The following is an 18,897-nucleotide window of genomic DNA, read 5'->3' as shown; positions in this document are numbered from 1 at the left end:
TCGCTTTTCGAATCGCAACCTGTCCATATGAAAACGGGCCAGACTACGGCTTCGAGTTCTACCCCAGTCGGCTTTCCCGATGCGGATTCGCTGGCTGCCTTGCGCGGCTGGTACGCGGGACTCAGCTCTCGCGCGGCCGTTGAACACTACCTGGCGGCACGCAAGGCCGCCGGTCAATCAGCGCGAGGGATGCTGGGGCATATCCGCCGCCAGCTCATCGTTTTCGCCAACAGCCGCCACCGGCCGGATCTGGCCGACGTGTTCCAGCACGCCCCCGAAGAGCGACAGGGGCGCGCGGGTGCCGTCGAACGCGCGATCCGGCTCTTGCCCACGCTGCCGGCGCCGAAGCCCCAGATCAGCGACAGCATCGACCAGTGGCTGTCTCCGAGGACCGTCAGGGCACTGCAGGCGTACGGTATCCACACCCTCTCGGCGCTGACCGTGCGCATTCCCCGCCGGCGTGGCTGGTGGAAAGCCATCGAGGGACTCGGCATGACAGGCGCCCGGCAGGTCGAGGCTTTCTTTGCCGCACATCCGCAGCTCACCGAGCGCGCCCGGGCCCTGATCCCGATTATTCAGCCCAGCGGCATCGTGCCGTGGGAGCAGTTGCGTCTGCCGAACGAAGTCGACGGCTCGCAGGGCAATTTCCGGGCCCCGCGCAACGCTTGCACGCTGAATGCGACCAACGACTACGAGGCCGTGCAGGCCTGGCTGGCGCTGCACGAGACTGTCGCCACACAGCGCGCCTATCGCAAGGAGGCTGCGCGGCTAATCCTGTGGGCCATCGTCGAACGCGGACGGGCGCTATCATCCCTGACCACGGACGATGCAATCGCGTACCGGGCCTTTGTCCGGCACCCGACCCCGCGCGAGCGTTGGGTGGGGCCACCTCGACCACGCGATTCGGTGGAATGGCGCCCCTTCTCGGGCGGCTTGTCCGCACGCTCGGCAGCGTATGCGCTGACGGTGCTCTCGGCGCTGTTCCGGTGGCTCATCGAGCAGCGCTATGTGCTGGCCAACCCTTTCGCCGGCGTCAAGGTACGCGGTCACGCCTTGCGGCCCGCACTGGATACGGCGCGAGGCTTTACCGAGGGAGAATGGCTACTGCTGCGCGCCATTGCAGACGGCCTGGAATGGTCCTACGGCTGGTCCGAGCCGGCAGCACAACGCCTGCGCTTCATGCTCGACTTCGGCTATGCCACGGGCCTGCGCGCTAGCGAACTGGTCGGCGCCGTCCTGGGTAATGTCCGCCTCGACGAGCACGGTGACCACTGGCTGCATTTGGTTGGCAAAGGTGGCAAACCAGGTAAGGTGGCCTTGCCGCCGCTCGCGTATACGGCGCTGGACCAATACTTGGCACAGCGTCAACTGCCAGTCAGCCGGGAACGGTGGAATCCGAAAACGCCCCTGGTGGGCAGTCTTGGGGAAGACGGTAATGCCGGCATCACCGGCCCTCACCTTTGGTGCGTGTTGCGAAGATTCTTTACGCAAGCCGCTGAGGCCATTGAGGCCGATCATCCGGTCGCCGCCGAAAAGCTGCGCCGTGCCACGCCTCATTGGATGCGTCACAGTCATGCCAGCCATGCGTTGGCCCGGGGAGCTCAGCTCACCGCGGTGCGCGACAACCTACGCCATGCGTCGATCGCCACGACGTCGATGTATTTGCATGGCGATGAGCTCGAGCGCGCCAGGCAGATGCGGCAGGCTTTTGGCGCTCGTCACGTCAAGCGAGGAGTCGACTGAATTTTCATCATACGGAATGACGGAATTTTCTGGGATTCCCGCTTAGAACCCCAGAACGTCCAATGCATCATCCAGCGCCAGCGTTTCCCATGCAAGGACAAAGGCAACCAGAACCGCCATCCTTTTCTGCGGTGACATCCTGGCAATATTGAACACCGAAGTCATACCAGCATAACGTGCGAGATTTTTCAGGCGCACAGCCGGGAGTGTACTCAGGTTTTCAGCATGCAGGCCAAAATCGTTCAGAGTTTTCCAGCGTTCAATTGCTTCATTAAACGCCGGACCACTGATGGTCACAGGGCCCTTTTTCAGTGATTCCAGTAAAGACAGGCGGCTGCAATCAGTTGGCCCCAGCAGCATCTCCAGCTGTGAACGCTGTTCGGCTGACGGTATCAGTGCCAGTTTGTTCCACAGGCGCAACGTCGCCTTTTCCCTTACCTCTGAAATCAACCGGGTCAGCGTAGTGGCTCCGGGGAGAATAATACGATGTTGCATAAGCCACCCTGTCGCCAGATCGAAAAGCAGGCCAGGACGTTCGTTGCTTATCCAGCTCCGGGTATATAAAAGACGGGTAAGGCGAAATGTCCAGGGCCAGGCAAATTCACGATACTGATAGTGCTGACGTATCAGCGCTGCATGCTCACGGCGGGTATTTTCCCTCTGACCGTATTCTGCAAGAACGGTGATATCACGAATCCCGAGCTGTCTGGCGGTAAAATGCCGGACGCCGGAAGGAATATGATTCATATCGGTGAGGAAGGTGCCCAGAAAACGGACACATCCAATTTGCAGGGCAATGCCCAGACGGTTGTGATCACCTCTGCTTTTTCCGATAAATTCCTTGTCTGCTTCATCAAGGTGAAAATATCGTGCCAGCTGAAGCTCATCCGGTTCACCGGTGAATCTGCCATAGCTTTCAGTCTGCTCAGTGGTCAGAAAGTCAACGGGCATATCGGCCTCCCTGCCTGACGGGCATTTAGTAACATTTTTCCAACCGTACGAAATGTTATAAATTATCAGACATAGTAAAACGGCTTCGTTTGAGTGTCCATTAAATCGTCATTTTGGCATAATAGACACATCGTGTCTGATATTCGATTTAAGGTACATTTTTATGCGAATTTTTGGTTATGCGCGGGTCTCAACCAGCCAGCAGTCCCTCGATATTCAGATCAGAGCGCTCAAAGATGCAGGGGTAAAAGCTAACCGCATCTTTACCGACAAGGCATCCGGCAGTTCAACAGATCGGGAAGGGCTGGATTTGCTGAGGATGAAGGTGGAGGAAGGTGATGTCATTCTGGTGAAGAAGCTCGACCGTCTTGGCCGCGACACCGCCGACATGATCCAACTGATAAAAGAGTTTGATGCTCAGGGTGTAGCGGTTCGGTTTATTGACGACGGGATCAGTACCGACGGTGATATGGGGCAAATGGTGGTCACCATCCTGTCGGCTGTGGCACAGGCTGAACGCCGGAGGATCCTAGAGCGCACGAATGAGGGCCGACAGGAAGCAAAGCTGAAAGGAATCAAATTTGGCCGCAGGCGTACCGTGGACAGGAACGTCGTGCTGACGCTTCATCAGAAGGGCACTGGTGCAACGGAAATTGCTCATCAGCTCAGTATTGCCCGCTCCACGGTTTATAAAATTCTTGAAGACGAAAGGGCCTCGTGATACGCCTATTTTTATAGGTTAATGTCATGATAATAATGGTTTCTTAGACGTCAGGTGGCACTTTTCGGGGAAATGTGCGCGGAACCCCTATTTGTTTATTTTTCTAAATACATTCAAATATGTATCCGCTCATGAGACAATAACCCTGATAAATGCTTCAATAATATTGAAAAAGGAAGAGTATGAGTATTCAACATTTCCAAACAAAGTTAGGCATCACAAAGTACAGCATCGTGACCAACAGCAACGATTCCGTCACACTGCGCCTCATGACTGAGCATGACCTTGCGATGCTCTATGAGTGGCTAAATCGATCTCATATCGTCGAGTGGTGGGGCGGAGAAGAAGCACGCCCGACACTTGCTGACGTACAGGAACAGTACTTGCCAAGCGTTTTAGCGCAAGAGTCCGTCACTCCATACATTGCAATGCTGAATGGAGAGCCGATTGGGTATGCCCAGTCGTACGTTGCTCTTGGAAGCGGGGACGGATGGTGGGAAGAAGAAACCGATCCAGGAGTACGCGGAATAGACCAGTCACTGGCGAATGCATCACAACTGGGCAAAGGCTTGGGAACCAAGCTGGTTCGAGCTCTGGTTGAGTTGCTGTTCAATGATCCCGAGGTCACCAAGATCCAAACGGACCCGTCGCCGAGCAACTTGCGAGCGATCCGATGCTACGAGAAAGCGGGGTTTGAGAGGCAAGGTACCGTAACCACCCCAGATGGTCCAGCCGTGTACATGGTTCAAACACGCCAGGCATTCGAGCGAACACGCAGTGTTGCCTAACCCTTCCATCGAGGGGGACGTCCAAGGGCTGGCGCCCTTGGCCGCCCCTCATGTCAAACGTTAAACATCATGAGGGAAGCGGTGATCGCCGAAGTATCGACTCAACTATCAGAGGTAGTTGGCGTCATCGAGCGCCATCTCGAACCGACGTTGCTGGCCGTACATTTGTACGGCTCCGCAGTGGATGGCGGCCTGAAGCCACACAGTGATATTGATTTGCTGGTTACGGTGACCGTAAGGCTTGATGAAACAACGCGGCGAGCTTTGATCAACGACCTTTTGGAAACTTCGGCTTCCCCTGGAGAGAGCGAGATTCTCCGCGCTGTAGAAGTCACCATTGTTGTGCACGACGACATCATTCCGTGGCGTTATCCAGCTAAGCGCGAACTGCAATTTGGAGAATGGCAGCGCAATGACATTCTTGCAGGTATCTTCGAGCCAGCCACGATCGACATTGATCTGGCTATCTTGCTGACAAAAGCAAGAGAACATAGCGTTGCCTTGGTAGGTCCAGCGGCGGAGGAACTCTTTGATCCGGTTCCTGAACAGGATCTATTTGAGGCGCTAAATGAAACCTTAACGCTATGGAACTCGCCGCCCGACTGGGCTGGCGATGAGCGAAATGTAGTGCTTACGTTGTCCCGCATTTGGTACAGCGCAGTAACCGGCAAAATCGCGCCGAAGGATGTCGCTGCCGACTGGGCAATGGAGCGCCTGCCGGCCCAGTATCAGCCCGTCATACTTGAAGCTAGGCAGGCTTATCTTGGACAAGAAGATCGCTTGGCCTCGCGCGCAGATCAGTTGGAAGAATTTGTTCACTACGTGAAAGGCGAGATCACCAAGGTAGTCGGCAAATAATGTCTAAAACAAAGTTATGCACCTATTAAGCGCACAGCGGAGCAATGAAGGATACCTTGATGAAAAAAATTTTGCTGCTGCATATGTTGGTGTTCGTTTCCGCCACTCTCCCAATCAGTTCCGTGGCTTCTGATGAGGTTGAAACGCTTAAATGCACCATCATCGCAGACGCCATTACCGGAAATACCTTATATGAGACCGGAGAATGTGCCCGTCGTGTGTCTCCGTGCTCGTCTTTTAAACTTCCATTGGCAATCATGGGGTTTGATAGTGGAATCTTGCAGTCGCCAAAATCACCTACGTGGGAATTGAAGCCGGAATACAACCCGTCTCCGAGAGATCGCACATACAAACAAGTCTATCCGGCGCTATGGCAAAGCGACTCTGTTGTCTGGTTCTCGCAGCAATTAACAAGCCGTCTGGGAGTTGATCGGTTCACGGAATACGTAAAGAAATTTGAGTACGGTAATCAAGATGTTTCCGGTGACTCGGGGAAGCATAACGGCTTGACCCAGTCATGGCTGATGTCGTCGCTCACCATATCTCCCAAGGAGCAAATTCAGTTTCTTCTACGCTTTGTCGCGCATAAGCTGCCTGTATCCGAAGCGGCTTATGACATGGCGTATGCCACAATCCCGCAGTACCAGGCAGCCGAAGGATGGGCTGTACATGGAAAAAGCGGCAGCGGCTGGCTTCGGGACAATAACGGCAAGATAAATGAAAGTCGTCCGCAGGGCTGGTTCGTGGGCTGGGCTGAAAAAAACGGACGGCAAGTTGTTTTCGCCCGATTGGAAATAGGAAAGGAAAAGTCCGATATTCCCGGCGGGTCTAAAGCACGAGAGGATATTCTCGTGGAATTACCCGTGTTGATGGGTAACAAATGATATGTGGCGTCATCGAGAGCAGATGCATAACCCTGCGCTCGAGCCAGGGCGGGATCGCACTTTGTTAATGAAATTTGAACAGGCAGATCGTCTGTGATCTAATCGCGTCTCCATGCAGGAGGCACGCGCTATGACGTTGATTGAACACCTTACCCTTGTCGAAGAAACTCGCTCTGAGATCAATCGTAAACATAACCTGGTTGATGTCATGTTCCTTGTCATCAGTGCCATCATGAGTGGTGCCGAGGGCTGGAATGACATCGAAACCTATGGCGATTCAAAGATCGATTGGCTCCGTCAGCATCGCCCCTTTGCCAACGGCATCCCGCGGCGTCACACGGTTGCCCGCATTCTGCGCTGCATTGTCATCGATACCTTGCTTGAAGCGTTGCTGTGCTGGGTCAATGAACAGCGCACTCATCAGGGCAAACCCATCATTGCCTTTGATGGCAAGGTGTTACGCGGCTCCTTTCGGGGAAATGCCAAGGATGCGCTTCAGTTGGTCACGGCTTACGATACCGAAAATGGGCTGGTGTTAAGCCAGAAAGCAACCCCTAACAAGAAGGGGGAAATCGAAACCGTCAAAGATATGCTGGACATTCTTGAGCTAAAAGGAGCCGTTGTCACACTCGATGCGTTGCATTGTCAGCGTGAGACACTGGAGAAAATCAGCGAGAAGAAGGCTCATGTAGTGGTACAGGTCAAGAATAATCAACCGAAGCTGTATCAAGCGGTTCAATCGCAATTCCAGTCACTGTTTGACGCCCAGAAAGAGAAGATTGTCGTCGAGCACAAAGAGAGTGGACATGGCCGCCAGGAAGAGCGTTATGTATTTCAATTAAAAGCCAAATTACCGCCAGAGTTGACGGAGAAATGGCCGACAATCCGCAGCATCATTGCCGTTGAGCGTCACCGCAGCGCCAACGGAAAAGGAACGGTAGATACCTCTTACTATGTCAGCTCGTTATCCCCCAAGCACAAGCTGCTAGGGCACTATATACGGCAGCACTGGCGGATAGAGAACAGCCAGCATTACATTCTTGATGTGGTGTTCAACGAGGATGCTTCCAGGATAGCGATGGAGGATGCGGTCGAGAATATGGCGCTATTCCGGCGGTTCGTATTGAATATCGTAAAACAGAGCAATTGTGGTGCTCGAAGTCAGAGAAACAAGCTAAAAAGAGCCGGCTGGAATGACGACTATCGGGCTCAGTTATTCTTTGGTTAAAATATCAACAAAGTGTGCTCCCGCCCTGGCGCTCGAGCGGACCTCGCGCATAAAGCCGCGCGAGTCCGCTCACCTTGAACGTTAGATGCACTAAGCACATAATTGCTCACAGCCAAACTATCAGGTCAAGTCTGCTTTTATTATTTTTAAGCGTGCATAATAAGCCCTACACAAATTGGGAGATATATCATGAAAAGAGTTTGATGCTCAGGGTGTAGCGGTTCGGTTTATTGACGACGGGATCAGTACCGACGGTGATATGGGGCAAATGGTGGTCACCATCCTGTCGGCTGTGGCACAGGCTGAACGCCGGAGGATCCTAGAGCGCACGAATGAGGGCCGACAGGAAGCAAAGCTGAAAGGAATCAAATTTGGCCGCAGGCGTACCGTGGACAGGAACGTCGTGCTGACGCTTCATCAGAAGGGCACTGGTGCAACGGAAATTGCTCATCAGCTCAGTATTGCCCGCTCCACGGTTTATAAAATTCTTGAAGACGAAAGGGCCTCGTGATACGCCTATTTTTATAGGTTAATGTCATGATAATAATGGTTTCTTAGACGTCAGGTGGCACTTTTCGGGGAAATGTGCGCGGAACCCCTATTTGTTTATTTTTCTAAATACATTCAAATATGTATCCGCTCATGAGACAATAACCCTGATAAATGCTTCAATAATATTGAAAAAGGAAGAGTATGAGTATTCAACATTTCCGTGTCGCCCTTATTCCCTTTTTTGCGGCATTTTGCCTTCCTGTTTTTGCTCACCCAGAAACGCTGGTGAAAGTAAAAGATGCTGAAGATCAGTTGGGTGCACGAGTGGGTTACATCGAACTGGATCTCAACAGCGGTAAGATCCTTGAGAGTTTTCGCCCCGAAGAACGTTTTCCAATGATGAGCACTTTTAAAGTTCTGCTATGTGGCGCGGTATTATCCCGTGTTGACGCCGGGCAAGAGCAACTCGGTCGCCGCATACACTATTCTCAGAATGACTTGGTTGAGTAAATAGCTGTTCCGAATAGTAGATCACCGGAGGAAGGGAACTCAGTCCAGTTTGTGCGATCTGATTAGTCGCTAAACAAAACAAGCCACACCCAAAGGACTGAGTTGATGCCTATCCTACCACCTCTGCCACGACCACAACGGCGCCGCATTCACAAAATCATCCATGCCACCCGTGATAAAGGACATGCTCGTCGCTTGATGGCCATCTTGCTGTTACATGAAGGACGCACGATCACCGATGTTCATCACCTTACCGGCGCTGCGCGCTCGACCATCGGTCGTTGGCTTCGGTGGTATCGAGATGAAGGCATAGATGCGCTAGAAGCCTTACCGGCTGGCCGTGCCCCAGTCTTACCTATCGCCAAGATTGTCACCCTACTGGTGCTGCTCATGCAGTTTTCTCCGCAAGATTTTGGTTATCAGCGCAGCCGTTGGTGTACTGAACTATTGGCTATAAAAATCAATCGGTTAACAGGGCTCAATGTGGCAGCCTCCACGCTCCGCCGATGGTTACCTCGTATGGGCATTGTCTGGCGCAGGCCCGTGCCGACCTTGCGGATAAAAGACCCAGCCTATCAGGAAAAAATGGCGAATATCGACGCCGCGCTGGCCCGCTGTGATGCCGATAATCCGGTGTTTTATGAGGATGAAGTCGATATAGACCTCAATCCCAAATTAGGAGCCGACTGGATGTTCAGAGCGCAGCAAAAGCGGGTTGTCACACCGGGGCAGAATGCCAAGCATTATCTGGCAGGCGTTCTCCACGCAGGCAACGGAAGGGTACTTTACGTCAGCGGGATCAAGAAAAACTCATCGCTGTTTATTGCCATGCTGGAAAAGCTGCGCCACCACTACCGACGAGCCAAAACCATCACGTTGATCCTCGATAACTACATCATTCACAAAAGCAAACAGACCGAGCGATGGTTGAAGAAGAATCCCAAGTTCTGCCTGGTGTTCCAGCCAGTTTACAGCCCTTGGGTTAATCACATAGAACGGCTATGGCACAAGTTACATGAAACCATCACGCGCAATCATCAATGCAGAGGGATGGCAAACCTGCTGGCCCGAGTGAAACACTTCATGGATACCGTGTCTCCTTTCCCGGGGAATGGCTATGGCACAGCGAAGGTGTAGCACTATTGGGATCAGTTATTTACTCACCAGTCACAGAAAAGCATCTTACGGATGGCATGACAGTAAGAGAATTATGCAGTGCTGCCATAACCATGAGTGATAACACTGCGGCCAACTTACTTCTGACAACGATCGGAGGACCGAAGGAGCTAACCGCTTTTTTGCACAACATGGGGGATCATGTAACTCGCCTTGATCGTTGGGAACCGGAGCTGAATGAAGCCATACCAAACGACGAGCGTGACACCACGATGCCTGCAGCAATGGCAACAACGTTGCGCAAACTATTAACTGGCGAACTACTTACTCTAGCTTCCCGGCAACAATTAATAGACTGGATGGAGGCGGATAAAGTTGCAGGACCACTTCTGCGCTCGGCCCTTCCGGCTGGCTGGTTTATTGCTGATAAATCTGGAGCCGGTGAGCGTGGGTCTCGCGGTATCATTGCAGCACTGGGGCCAGATGGTAAGCCCTCCCGTATCGTAGTTATCTACACGACGGGGAGTCAGGCAACTATGGATGAACGAAATAGACAGATCGCTGAGATAGGTGCCTCACTGATTAAGCATTGGTAACTGTCAGACCAAGTTTACTCATATATACTTTAGATTGATTTAAAACTTCATTTTTAATTTAAAAGGATCTAAATAGCTGTTCCGAATAGTAGATCACCGGAGGAAGGGAACTCAGTCCAGTTTGTGCGATCTGATTAGTCGCTAAACAAAACAAGCCACACCCAAAGGACTGAGTTGATGCCTATCCTACCACCTCTGCCACGACCACAACGGCGCCGCATTCACAAAATCATCCATGCCACCCGTGATAAAGGACATGCTCGTCGCTTGATGGCCATCTTGCTGTTACATGAAGGACGCACGATCACCGATGTTCATCACCTTACCGGCGCTGCGCGCTCGACCATCGGTCGTTGGCTTCGGTGGTATCGAGATGAAGGCATAGATGCGCTAGAAGCCTTACCGGCTGGCCGTGCCCCAGTCTTACCTATCGCCAAGATTGTCACCCTACTGGTGCTGCTCATGCAGTTTTCTCCGCAAGATTTTGGTTATCAGCGCAGCCGTTGGTGTACTGAACTATTGGCTATAAAAATCAATCGGTTAACAGGGCTCAATGTGGCAGCCTCCACGCTCCGCCGATGGTTACCTCGTATGGGCATTGTCTGGCGCAGGCCCGTGCCGACCTTGCGGATAAAAGACCCAGCCTATCAGGAAAAAATGGCGAATATCGACGCCGCGCTGGCCCGCTGTGATGCCGATAATCCGGTGTTTTATGAGGATGAAGTCGATATAGACCTCAATCCCAAATTAGGAGCCGACTGGATGTTCAGAGCGCAGCAAAAGCGGGTTGTCACACCGGGGCAGAATGCCAAGCATTATCTGGCAGGCGTTCTCCACGCAGGCAACGGAAGGGTACTTTACGTCAGCGGGATCAAGAAAAACTCATCGCTGTTTATTGCCATGCTGGAAAAGCTGCGCCACCACTACCGACGAGCCAAAACCATCACGTTGATCCTCGATAACTACATCATTCACAAAAGCAAACAGACCGAGCGATGGTTGAAGAAGAATCCCAAGTTCTGCCTGGTGTTCCAGCCAGTTTACAGCCCTTGGGTTAATCACATAGAACGGCTATGGCACAAGTTACATGAAACCATCACGCGCAATCATCAATGCAGAGGGATGGCAAACCTGCTGGCCCGAGTGAAACACTTCATGGATACCGTGTCTCCTTTCCCGGGGAATGGCTATGGCACAGCGAAGGTGTAGCACTATTGGGATCAGTTATTTAGTTCATCATTCTTTAGCCAGTCCATCAGGCTGAAATCTGGTGCCAGCTCGGCCTGATAGCGAGATTTCGCTCGACGAGTGACCTCAGCCCAGCGAGCCACGTTTTCAAGAAGTGCGACTGCCTGCTGCTGTATGACATTCATTTTATTATCCTTTTTACAGATGATGCACGACAGACTAACGCAGTTCATCATTTGGGCAAGCGCAAACCATAAGACATCTGATCAATATCACATGGGAAACGTTTGGGGCTTATCATCAAGCTCGCTCAAGTGGGATCATAAATGGCTAAAAAGTCGCGACGGACACGACGGCTCGGCGGTTATCCCAATCCGTTGATAAATGAATGGAGTCCAGTAGGAGGAGCCAATTCCCTCGTAGTTCAGTCGGTAGAACGGCGGACTGTTAATCCGTATGTCACAGGTTCAAGTCCTGTCGAGGGAGCCACATTTTAAAGCCCAGCCTTTTGGCTGGGCTTTTTCATATCTGCTCTTCCGGGCCTGTCCACGGCCCCCCCCTGCCCGATGGCGCGCCAAACCGCCACCTGCTTGCTTTCCTGATTCCCCATGGCCTTCGATGACGACCCTTACTCGTCCCTAGGCGCGTCACCAGGGTGTCACAGAGATCCCAAAGACTATGATTGATTCAAAAGGGACCATTTGGATCTAACCAGTCAAGGAGCCATCATGTCACACCCTGCTTCACTGGCCAGTCGCCTGCATGCCCTGGCACTCAACGACACCCTGTTCCCCGATCTCCATCATCTCGAGAAGGCACAACGGACCCGGGCCATCTACCGGATTTTCCACACTGTCGCCAGCACGGCTGCACTCGGGCAAGAGGATATCGTTGACGACCTGGCCCCCCTCCTCACCCTGATGGAGTCTCCCTGCCTGACCCGGCAAGGGGGGCTCTGCCCCTTGCTGGCCAGTCATTACAATCTCTATCTCGGCACGCTGCTGGAGCTGGGGGATCGGCACCATCCGGAGATCATCGGCCAGATTGAGGAGGCTCTGGCCCTGCGCACTCACGGGCTCTATCTGGTCACCGAACTGGGTTGTGGCAACAATGCCATGAGCATGGCAACCGAAGTCCGCTACGACTGTGCCACTGACGGTTTTATCCTCCATACCCCCCATCGGCATGCCGCCAAGTTCATGCCCTACATCGCCCTGGAAGGGCAACCCAAGAGCAGCGTGGTGATGGCCAGATTGTGGGTCGGCAAGCAAGACTGCGGCATTCATCCCTTTCTGGTGCCCTGCCGGGACGCCCGTGGCGCACTGTGTCAGGGGGTCAGCGTCTCCAGCCCGGACGTGCTCGACCTCCCCTACTTCGACGTGGTGGATCACGCCATCATCACCTTCGAACAGGTGGCGCTCCCCCGCTGGGCATGGCTCAGGGGTCATGAGCACGACATCAGTGCTGGGGGCATCTTTCACTCTCGTCTTGCCAGCCAACGCGACATTTTCTTCAGCTCCCTGCGCCGTGTTGAGTGGGGAAAACTGGTGCTGACCGCCTCCCTGATCCCCGGCTTGAAACTGAGCCTCGCACTGGCCATTCACTACGCGCAGCAACGACCGCTGCACGCCCACAACGGGCGGGTCATACCGCTGGCGCACCATGCCCTGCACCGCCGGATACTGACTCGTGCCTATGTGACGGGGCTGGCCGCCATGGCGCTGTACGAAGGGATAAAGCAACGACATTTGCCGGATGGACGGCACTCCTCCCGCTTTCAGACCGACGCAGGCCTGGTCAAAGCCGTCGCCGTCGAACTGATGCGAACCTCCCTGCAACATTGCATGCAGCGGTGTGGTGCCCAGGGAAAATTCCTGCGAAATCGCATCGCTCCTACCCTGCAACTGTGCGATCTGGTCGGCACCGCCGAGGGAGACAGCATGCCCGTCCTGATGAAGGTGGCGAAGGATATTCTGGCCTGGCCTGATGAATTCCTGGATGACGGCACTCCCCTGGGCCAACTGCTGCTGCGGATGCGCCGACAGATGAATCAGCAACTGGCCGACGCGACGGACAAACTGGCCGCATGGCACGACCTCGGCTGTGAAGCAGCCCGCCTCGGCTGGCTTGCTGGCAACCTGGAAGCCTTGCGTCACCTGGGGAGCAGGGACGACATCCGCACGGCCTGCCGGGAGCAGCTCATGCTCGATTATGCTCCCCAGCTCCTGCACCACGGGCTTTGCAGCCCCGCCGAGATTGCCGCCCTGCCCGCACGGCAGGAAGCCACGCTGGATCATGTCTGGGAACATCACGCCGCCAGCGTGCCGGACGAGTTTGACGTTCGTGACCTCATGGCCGCGACGCCGCTGGGCAGCCCGGACCTGGCTTCGGCCTGGTTTGCCCTGGCCCCGTCCCTGCATGATCCCCTGCCAGAAGGTTGAACGTTGGGGCCAGCAGGCCGCCCCTCCACTCCCGGTGCCTGAATCCCCCCAAGCCCGGCCATCGGTCGGGTTCTTTCTTATCCCCCTGCCCCACCTCGGGGCAAGGGCGCTCGCCTTCCGCCCCCGCATCCCGATGCGCCCGTCCCTTGCCCTCATGGCCTGTTGCCACAAGATGGCGCAGGCTTACCCTCTATGGGGTACCACTCTGGTGCGCCCTGCCTTGCCCCGTGATGACATAAAAGTCATCCATATGATTTTTCAATAAAAAATTACTGACACTGGCCTCGATAGCGACTCAATTGGCTGGCACAGCCCTTGCACTTTGTGATGTACGCAGGGACGTCACAAGGAGTTGCCTATGCTGCCCATCAAGCCCCCCGGACCCGGTTGTTACGACGAGATGCTGCTCACCGACAACCAGTTTCGCGATCATTACCACGCCTACCTCTCGTGGCTGCACCAGACCGACGAGAAGAGCATAGAACGCAAGCGTGAAGAGGCCGACCTGCTGTTTCGCCGGGTCGGCATCACCTTCAACGTCTACGGGGATGGGGACGGCGCCGAGCGCCTCATCCCGTTCGACAGCATTCCCCGCATCATTCCCGCCCGGGAGTGGCAACATCTGGACAAGGGGATCCGCCAGCGCGTCACCGCCCTCAATGCCTTTCTGCACGACATCTATCACGATCAGCGCATCCTGAAGGCGGGGGTGATCCCGGCCGCCCAGATCCTCACCAATGCCCAGTACCAGCCCTGCATGCAGGGGGTCGACTTGCACCGGGACACCTATGTCCACATCACAGGGGTCGACATCATCCGCAACCACGACGGTGAGTACTATGTGCTGGAGGACAACCTGCGCACCCCCTCCGGGGTCTCCTACATGCTGGAGAACCGCAAGATGATGATGCGCCTCTTCCCGGAGCTGTTTCACAACCAGCCCATCGCCCCGGTGGAGCGCTACCCGGCCCTGTTGCTGCAGACCCTGCGCGAGAGCAGCCCGGTGGACAACCCCTGCGTGGTGGTGATGACCCCGGGGCGCTTCAACAGCGCCTACTTCGAGCACAGCTTCCTCGCCCAGCAGATGGGGGTGGAGCTGGTGGAGAGCGCGGATCTGGTGGTCAAGGATGGTCAGGTGCTGATGCGCACCACCACGGGGCTGAAACGGGTGGATGTCATCTATCGCCGCATCGACGACGACTTCCTCGATCCCCTTGCCTTCAACCCGGACTCCCTCATCGGCGTGCCCGGGCTGCTCTCGGTCTACCGCGCTGGCGGCGTGGTGCTGGCCAATGCCATCGGCACCGGGGTGGCGGATGACAAGTCCATCTACCCCTATGTGCCGGAGATGATCCGCTTCTATCTGGGGGAAGATCCCATTCTCAACAACGTGCCCACCTGGCAGTGCCGCGAGCCGGCTGCCCTCTCCCACGTGCTGGCCAATCTGGAGGAGCTGGTGGTCAAGGAGGTCCATGGCGCCGGCGGCTACGGCATGCTTATCGGCCCCTGCGCCAGTCGCGAGGAGCTGGCCCGTTTTCGCGAGCTGCTCAAGGCGCGGCCGGACAACTACATCGCCCAGCCGACCCTCTCCCTCTCCACCTGCCCGACCTTCGTCGACGCCGGCATCGCCCCCCGCCACATCGACCTGCGCCCCTTCGTTCTCACGGGGCAGGAGCTGCGCCTGGTACCGGGCGGCCTGACCCGGGTCGCCCTCACCGAAGGCTCCCTGGTGGTCAACTCCTCCCAGGGCGGTGGCACCAAGGACACCTGGGTCATGGAGGGCAGCCCATGCTGAGCCGCACCGCAAGCGAACTTTACTGGATGTCCCGCCACCTGGAGCGGGCGGAGAACACGGCGCGCATGCTGGACGTCACCCAGACCATGTCGCTGATGCCCTCCATCGACGCCGATCACAGCGAGCTGGTGGCGCCCCTCACCATCAGCGGCACTCACGAGCCCTTCCTGGCCCGCTACGGCCAGGTGAACATGGAGAACCTGCTGCAATTTTTCTGCTTCGACGAGGAGAACCCGAGCAGCATCTTCAGTTGTCTGCGCATGGCCAGGGACAACGCCCACGCCGTGCGGGGCAAGATCCCCGGTGAGGTGTGGGAGAGCATCAACGCCGCCTGGATAGAGATCCGCCGGCGCCGCCAGGCGGGGCTCTCCAGCGGCCAGGCCCAGGAGTTCTTCGACTGGATCAAGGAGCGCTCCCACCAGTTTCGCGGCGCCACCTATGGCACCATCATGCGCGGTGACGTGCTCTGGTTCCTGCGCCTTGGTACCTTCATCGAGCGGGCCGACAACACGGCGCGCATCCTGACCGTGAAGTATCAGGTGATCCGGGAGGACGAGGACAGCGTGCGCGAGTTCTACCGCTGGAACGCCCTGTTGCGGTCAGTGGGTGCTTACGAGGCCCACCAGACCCTCTACAAGACGCTCTCCCATGCCTCCATCGCCGAGCTGCTGATCCTGCGCAATGAAGTGCCGCGCTCCCTGCGGGCCTGCCTCGACGAGATGGAGCTGATCCTGGCCCAGATCGAGGGCAACGCCGGTCAGACGCCCCGGCGCCTGACCACCATACTCAACGCCCATCTGACCTATGGCGCCATCGACGATGTCTTTGCCCTCGGCATGCAGGAGTACCTGAGTGATTTCCTCAGCGACATCGGCGCCATCGGCCAGAGCATCCACGCCGCCTACCTGGAGGTATTATGAGACTCATCATCGATCACCAGACCCGCTACCACTATGCCGACGTGGTGCGCCGTAGTACCCAGTACCTGCGCCTGACCCCCCACAGCACGGCCCGCCAGCAGATCCTCTCCTGGGAGCTGGAGCTGCCGGGGGAGGCCACCTGCACCACGGACGGTTACGGCAACATACTGCACGTGCTGAGCCTGGAGTCCCCCCACGAGGGGATCCTGATCCGCGCCCACGGGGAGGTGGAGATCTGCGACGACGCCCCGGAAGATGAGGAGTCCTCCCTCATCTCTCCCCTGAGCTACCTGAGGCCCACCCCCCTCACCCGCCCGACCCCGGCCCTGCAGGATCTTGCGAAGGCCTGCCTGCCAGAGGAGCCGACCCTGGCCGACTTGCAGAGCCTGATGGCACGCATCCTGGTGCTGATGCCCTATCAACCTGGCAGCACGGATGCCACCTTCAGCGCCGACGAGGCACTTGCTTCGGGCAGCGGCGTCTGTCAGGACCACACCCATGTCTTCCTGACCTGCTGCCGCCACGCCGGCCTGCCGGCCCGGTACGTGAGCGGTTACCTCTACAGCCAGGACAACAGCCACGTGGCGATGCACGCCTGGGCCGAGGTGTGGATCGAGGAGCGCTGGCACACGTTCGACGTCACCAACCTCACCAGCTCCACCAGCGAGCACCTCAAGCTCGCGGTCGGCATGGATTATCTGGATGCCTGTCCGGTGCGCGGCGTGCGCTATGGCGGCGGGTGCGAACAGTTGCAGAGCCAGGCGCAGGTGACCCGCCTGGATGGACAGCAGCAATGAAGACCGGGAGAGTCCTGGCGGGAGTGCGGTCATGACCTATTGCGTCGCCATGTGCCTGCAAGACGGCATGGTGTTTGCGTCCGACTCGCGCACCAATGCGGGGGTGGATCACATCGCCACCTTCCGCAAATTGCACCTCTTCACCCGGGAGGACAGGGTGATAGTGCTGCAAAGCGCCGGCAATCTGGCCACCACCCAGAGCGTCATCAGCCTGCTGACGGAGGGGCAGGAGCTCCTTGCCCTCCCCAGCCTCTACGAGGCTGCCGCCCTCATCGGCCAGACCATACGCACCGTCATCAGCCGGGATGGGGGTCAGCAGCAGGGCCATATCAACTTCGGCTGCAACATCCTGCTGGGGGGGCAGATCCGGGGGGAGCGCCACCGCCTGTTCCACATCTATCCGGAGGGCAACTTCATCGAGGCGAGCGCCGACACCCCCTACTTCCAGATTGGTGAGAGCAAGTACGGCAAACCCATCATCGATCGCATCATCCACCATGAGACGCCGCTTCAGACCGCATTGCAGTGCGCCCTCATCTCCATCGACTCGACCCTGCGCAGCAATCTGTCGGTGGGCTTGCCCCTGGATGCCCTGGTCTATCACGAGGGCAGCTTCTCGGCGACGAACCAGCACCGCATCACCGAACAGAATCCCCATTTCGTGGCGCTGCGAAAGGCCTGGGGCGAGGGGTTGCAACAGTTGTTCCAGGGCCTTCCCACCTTCCCCCTCTAGGCCGGGCGGGAGGCGCCAAGGCGCTTTCCCGCTCCTTTCTTTCCGGATATTCTGGCTGCCTTCCTTTTCGATGGAGTTTCCCATGCGCCGCTTCAACGTCATGCTCAACGGCAGCCGGTTGATGATGTTCCCCTTCTATGTCTGCATCCTTATCTGTGTCGCCCTCCTGATGGTGAAGTTCGCCATGCAGCTCTATGTGCTGTGCCGCGACATCATCGACATCCACTATCTGGATCTCATCACGGGGGTACTCACCCTGGTGGACTTCGTGCTGGTGGCCCAGATGCTGATCCTGGTGGCTATCTGCGGCTACGTGCAGTTCATCAAGACCCCGGAGCAGCGAGCGGCCCTCGGCGACAACTGGCTCAGCAAGATCAACTTCGCGTCCCTCAAGCTCATCGTCATCAACTCTCTGGTGACCATCGCCGGCATCGAGGTGCTCAAAGCCTTCCTTGACGACGGCACCGGCAACGAGATCGAGATGAAGTGGTCGGTCATCGTCTTCCTCGCCTTCTCCACCGCGGCACTTATCTATGCGGTGACCGAGCGGCTGGCGGAGCACAAATAGGGCCCGGCGCCATTCAGGGTCTATTCATCAAGAGCCGAATTGATAACTCTTTTCATTACCCTTACTGCATTGTAAACTTGCTCGCCCCGGGCTGAACCGCCCGGGAGCTGGAGCACCCATGACGAGTCTTTCCCTCTCACCACGACACTGCTGGCAGTGGCTGGCCTATCACCATCAGGCGGCCGAGGGTGCCCTTTATCTGATGTTTTTCTCCGGTCTGCTGCTGTGGGAACCCCTGACACCGACCTGGTCCCTGGCGCGCTGGAACCTGTTTTTGCACGTCGCCCTCTCGCTCACCCTGTTCCCCTTGCTGTTTGGCGCCTTCTGGCTCTCCCATCGCAGCCTGCTGCGCAAAAGCCGCAAGCCTTTTCTGCGCACCACCGGGCGCATCATCGAAGCCTTGCTGCTGATCTGTCTGGCAAGCGGACTGGTGCTGGTGCTGCACGGCACCCCGGGGGATAGCCTCGGCAACCTTGCCAGCTGGGCCCACTGGCTGAGCGCCCTCGCGTTGACGCCCCTGGTGCTGCGCCACGCCTGGCGCTGGACCATCTTGAAATGGCGCACCTGA

Annotated in this window: 17 protein-coding genes, 1 tRNA gene and 4 pseudogenes; 20 read left to right on the top strand and 2 right to left on the bottom strand. The window is 56.6% G+C overall.

Annotated elements, in window-relative coordinates; all coding sequences use genetic code 11:
- The first annotated feature begins 27 nt into the window (after positions 1–27).
- Positions 28–1,743 (top strand): Tn3-like element Tn4401 family resolvase TnpR, encoded by a 1,716-nt coding sequence (gene tnpR, locus C3F36_RS19840; RefSeq protein ID WP_004152391.1) that lies wholly within the window; start codon positions 28–30, stop codon positions 1,741–1,743.
- Positions 1,744–1,794: 51 nt separating this feature from the next.
- Here the strand turns inward: tnpR and C3F36_RS19835 are convergent.
- Positions 1,795–2,694 (bottom strand): annotated as a pseudogene (locus C3F36_RS19835) (DUF4158 domain-containing protein); the annotation flags it as partial.
- A gap of 163 nt (positions 2,695–2,857) precedes the next feature.
- On the opposite strand from C3F36_RS19835, the gene C3F36_RS19830 reads away from it, so the two are divergent.
- From C3F36_RS19830 to C3F36_RS19785, 11 genes and pseudogenes are all read left to right on the top strand, one after another.
- Positions 2,858–3,415 carry a recombinase family protein gene (locus C3F36_RS19830; protein ID WP_001217881.1) on the top strand — a complete coding sequence of 186 codons (558 nt, stop codon included), beginning with the start codon at positions 2,858–2,860 and terminating at the stop codon, positions 3,413–3,415.
- Positions 3,416–3,648: 233 nt separating this feature from the next.
- Positions 3,649–4,203, top strand: coding sequence for an aminoglycoside N-acetyltransferase AAC(6')-Ib' (locus C3F36_RS19825; RefSeq protein ID WP_014454105.1), 555 nt, complete (start codon positions 3,649–3,651; stop codon positions 4,201–4,203).
- Positions 4,204–4,272: 69 nt separating this feature from the next.
- The gene (gene aadA1 / locus C3F36_RS19820; protein ID WP_001206315.1) at positions 4,273–5,061 is read left to right on the top strand and encodes an ANT(3'')-Ia family aminoglycoside nucleotidyltransferase AadA1; all 789 of its coding nucleotides are present in this window, start codon (positions 4,273–4,275) and stop codon (positions 5,059–5,061) included.
- Positions 5,062–5,120: 59 nt separating this feature from the next.
- Entirely contained in the window at positions 5,121–5,945 is an 825-nt protein-coding gene (locus C3F36_RS19815; protein WP_000722315.1) for an oxacillin-hydrolyzing class D beta-lactamase OXA-9, read from the top strand.
- Positions 5,946–6,075: 130 nt separating this feature from the next.
- Positions 6,076–7,173 (top strand): ISAs1-like element ISAs1 family transposase, encoded by a 1,098-nt coding sequence (locus C3F36_RS19810; protein WP_010676219.1) that lies wholly within the window; start codon positions 6,076–6,078, stop codon positions 7,171–7,173.
- Between the two features lie 208 nt (positions 7,174–7,381).
- Positions 7,382–7,525: pseudogene (locus C3F36_RS24200) on the top strand (recombinase family protein); the annotation flags it as partial.
- A gap of 3 nt (positions 7,526–7,528) precedes the next feature.
- The gene (locus C3F36_RS24195) at positions 7,529–7,684 is read left to right on the top strand and encodes a helix-turn-helix domain-containing protein (RefSeq protein ID WP_040223181.1); all 156 of its coding nucleotides are present in this window, start codon (positions 7,529–7,531) and stop codon (positions 7,682–7,684) included.
- Between the two features lie 182 nt (positions 7,685–7,866).
- Positions 7,867–8,172: pseudogene (locus C3F36_RS19800) on the top strand (serine hydrolase); the annotation flags it as partial.
- A 108-nt stretch (positions 8,173–8,280) separates the two neighbouring features.
- Positions 8,281–9,312 carry an IS630-like element ISAhy2 family transposase gene (locus C3F36_RS19795; RefSeq protein WP_001809438.1) on the top strand — a complete coding sequence of 344 codons (1,032 nt, stop codon included), beginning with the start codon at positions 8,281–8,283 and terminating at the stop codon, positions 9,310–9,312.
- A gap of 14 nt (positions 9,313–9,326) precedes the next feature.
- Positions 9,327–9,887 (top strand): annotated as a pseudogene (gene bla, locus C3F36_RS19790) (class A beta-lactamase); the annotation flags it as partial.
- A gap of 177 nt (positions 9,888–10,064) precedes the next feature.
- On the top strand, positions 10,065–11,096 hold the full coding sequence (locus tag C3F36_RS19785; RefSeq protein ID WP_001809438.1) for an IS630-like element ISAhy2 family transposase: 1,032 nt from the start codon (positions 10,065–10,067) through the stop codon (positions 11,094–11,096).
- 11 nt (positions 11,097–11,107) lie between these two features.
- Here the strand turns inward: C3F36_RS19785 and C3F36_RS23395 are convergent, their stop codons facing one another.
- Positions 11,108–11,260 (bottom strand): hypothetical protein, encoded by a 153-nt coding sequence (locus C3F36_RS23395; RefSeq protein WP_158656157.1) that lies wholly within the window; start codon positions 11,258–11,260, stop codon positions 11,108–11,110.
- 228 nt (positions 11,261–11,488) lie between these two features.
- Between C3F36_RS23395 and C3F36_RS19780 the strand changes: the two genes are divergently transcribed.
- From C3F36_RS19780 to C3F36_RS19745, 8 genes are all read left to right on the top strand, one after another.
- Positions 11,489–11,564: transfer RNA gene (locus tag C3F36_RS19780), tRNA-Asn, on the top strand.
- A 239-nt stretch (positions 11,565–11,803) separates the two neighbouring features.
- Positions 11,804–13,516, top strand: a complete 1,713-nt coding sequence (locus tag C3F36_RS19775) for a hypothetical protein (protein ID WP_104455754.1) — start codon at positions 11,804–11,806, stop codon at positions 13,514–13,516.
- A gap of 358 nt (positions 13,517–13,874) precedes the next feature.
- The gene (locus C3F36_RS19770; protein ID WP_010674397.1) at positions 13,875–15,311 is read left to right on the top strand and encodes a circularly permuted type 2 ATP-grasp protein; all 1,437 of its coding nucleotides are present in this window, start codon (positions 13,875–13,877) and stop codon (positions 15,309–15,311) included.
- Positions 15,305–16,231, top strand: coding sequence for an alpha-E domain-containing protein (locus tag C3F36_RS19765; protein ID WP_010674396.1), 927 nt, complete (start codon positions 15,305–15,307; stop codon positions 16,229–16,231). The genes C3F36_RS19770 and C3F36_RS19765 overlap by 7 nt, the downstream gene beginning before the upstream one ends.
- Entirely contained in the window at positions 16,228–17,028 is an 801-nt protein-coding gene (locus tag C3F36_RS19760; RefSeq protein ID WP_010674395.1) for a transglutaminase family protein, read from the top strand. Before C3F36_RS19765 ends, C3F36_RS19760 begins: the two co-directional genes overlap by 4 nt.
- A gap of 31 nt (positions 17,029–17,059) precedes the next feature.
- Positions 17,060–17,761, top strand: coding sequence for a peptidase (locus tag C3F36_RS19755; protein ID WP_010674394.1), 702 nt, complete (start codon positions 17,060–17,062; stop codon positions 17,759–17,761).
- A gap of 82 nt (positions 17,762–17,843) precedes the next feature.
- On the top strand, positions 17,844–18,329 hold the full coding sequence (locus C3F36_RS19750; protein ID WP_010674393.1) for a YqhA family protein: 486 nt from the start codon (positions 17,844–17,846) through the stop codon (positions 18,327–18,329).
- A gap of 118 nt (positions 18,330–18,447) precedes the next feature.
- Positions 18,448–18,897 carry a hypothetical protein gene (locus tag C3F36_RS19745; RefSeq protein ID WP_039038940.1) on the top strand — a complete coding sequence of 150 codons (450 nt, stop codon included), beginning with the start codon at positions 18,448–18,450 and terminating at the stop codon, positions 18,895–18,897.

This window comes from Aeromonas sp. ASNIH2 (assembly GCF_002934795.1).
GTDB lineage: Bacteria > Pseudomonadota > Gammaproteobacteria > Enterobacterales > Aeromonadaceae > Aeromonas > Aeromonas caviae.
The sequence above is the reverse complement of the archived record's forward strand: the minus strand, read 5'-3'. Positions and strand labels throughout refer to the sequence as shown.